The organism is Pseudomonas floridensis (genome assembly GCF_002087235.1).
Classification (GTDB): Bacteria; Pseudomonadota; Gammaproteobacteria; order Pseudomonadales; family Pseudomonadaceae; genus Aquipseudomonas; species Aquipseudomonas floridensis.
In genome coordinates this window covers 1-2317 of record NZ_MUIO01000207.1, presented here as the reverse complement: position 1 = coordinate 2317, position 2317 = coordinate 1, and the positions used below count along the sequence as shown (strand labels likewise).

Genomic DNA, 2317 nt, shown 5'->3' with positions numbered 1-2317 from the left:
AAAACCAGTTCCCTGAAAACCTGGGCCGAACACGTGCAGGCTTACGCCAGACGTGACGTTCTGCTGGCCGAACGCGAGTACTGGCTGGATGCCTTGAAAGGCGCAGATCAGTCGCTGCCACGCGACAATCCGGGCGGTACGCAACGCAACCGTGACGCGGCACATGCTTCGTCCTGGCTGAGCAGGGATCTGACCCGGCAACTGCTGAAAGTCGCGCCGGCGGCTTACCGGACTCAGGTCAATGACCTGCTGTTGACTGCGCTGGCGCAGGTGCTTTGCGAATGGAGCCGACAGCCTTCGGTGCTGATCCAGCTGGAGGGCCATGGCCGCGAAGACCTGTTCGACGGTCTGGACCTGAGCCGCACGGTCGGCTGGTTCAGCAGCCTGTTTCCGGTTCGGCTCACGCCGCAGCGAGCATTGGCTGCCAGCCTGTGCGCAATTAAGGAGCAACTGCGTGCGGTGCCGAACAAAGGCATCGGTTATGGCGTGCTGCGCTATCTGAGCGAACCTTCTTTCGCTCACCCGATCGCCGCGTTGCCCGAGGCGCAGATCACGTTCAATTACCTGGGCCAGTTCGACGGCAGCTTCGACAGCGAGGGAGCTTTGTGGCTGCCCTGCGCAGATAGCGCCGGTGTCGCCTTGCATGAGGACGGGCCGCTGGCCAACAGTCTGAGCCTCACCGGTCAGGTATTCGACGGCCAATTGCAGATGAACTGGACCTTCAGTCGCGAGCAATACCAGCCGTCGACCATCGATGCCTTGGCACGTCGTTATGAGCAGGCCTTGATCACGCTGATCGAGCATTGCGTGACCGGGCCTCAAGGCGTGACGCCGTCGGATTTCCCGCTGGCGCGCCTGAGTCAGTCGCAGCTCGACCGCCTGCCGGTTCCGGCGGGTAACATCCAGGACATTTACCCGCTGGCGCCGATGCAGCAGGGCATGCTGTTTCACACCCTGTTTGAGCAGGATGCGGGCAACTACATCAATCAGCTTCGCGTGACGGTGAGCGGGTTGGATGTACCGCGCTTCCGGGCGGCGTGGCAGGCGGCGGTGGACGGCCATGAGGTGCTGCGCAGCGGCTTCATCAGCCATGCGGAACAGTCGCTGCAAGTGGTGCAGCGTCAGGCGAACCTGCCTTTCGTGGTACTCGACGCACGCAACCAGCCGCAAGGCTGGCTGGATGACTGGGCCTTGGCGGATCGTCGACAGGGCTTCGAACTGGCGCACGCGCCGTTGCTGCGTGTGGCACTGCTGCAGACGGGCGAGGACCGCTATCACCTGATCTTCACCAGTCACCACATCCTCATGGATGGCTGGAGCAGCTCGCGCCTGCTGGGTGAGGTGCTGCAACGTTACAGCGGCCAGGCGCTGCCGAAACAGGCCGGGCGCTATCGCGATTACATCGAATGGCTGGGCACGCAGGATGTCGACCTCAGCGAGCGCTTCTGGAGCGGGCAACTGGCCGAACTGGACGAGCCGACCCGGCTGGCCCAATCGCTCAAGTCGTCGGCGGGCGGGCAGGGGTATGCCGATTATGTGCAACTGATCGATGCCGACGGCACGCGACGTTTGAGCGAGTTCGCCAGAGAACAACGTGTCACCCTCAACACCCTGGTGCAGTCGGCCTGGCTGCTGGTGTTGCAACGCTACACCGGCCAGTCCAGCGTGACCTTCGGTGCGACGGTGGCTGGCCGCCCGGCAGACCTGCCCGACGTCGAAGAGCTGCTTGGTCTGTTCATCAACACGCTGCCGGTGATCGCCAGCCCGCGTCCGGAACAATCCGTTGCCGATTGGGTGCAGCAGGTACAGGCGAAAAACCTCGCTTTGCGTGAGCATGAGCACACGCCGCTGTATGACATTCAGCGCTGGGCGCGGACCGGTGGCGAGGCGCTGTTCGACAGCATCGTGGTGTTCGAAAACTACCCGATGTCCGAAGCACTGCAGCGTGCGCCGGACGGACTGACGTTCAGTGACCTGTGCAATCAGGAACAGGCGCATTACCCGTTGACCCTGGTGGTCGAGGCCGGAGACGTGCTGTCGGTGCGCTTCAGCTACGACCGTCAGCATTTCAGTGCGCAAGCCATTGCACAGATGGCGGCGCACTTTGATCACCTGCTGCAAAGCTTCACTGCCGAACCGTCTGCCTGTCTGGGTGAGCTGTCGCTGCCGACCGGCTGGACGCAGGCTGTTCAGGTCTGGCCGACCGCTCAATGTGCGCATCAGCGTTTCGAGGCTCAGGCGGCCAAGGCACCACACGCCATTGCCCTGACGCTTGGGACGGAGCAACTGACCTACGACCGGCTCAACCGCCGCGCCA

The 2317-nt window shown here is 63.1% G+C and carries 1 protein-coding gene; it reads left to right on the top strand.

Annotation, left to right across the window (positions count from 1 at the left end; translation table 11 throughout):
- The coding region (locus BZK31_RS28250; RefSeq protein ID WP_244182764.1) for a condensation domain-containing protein at positions 1–2317 on the top strand (2317 nt) is incomplete at both ends.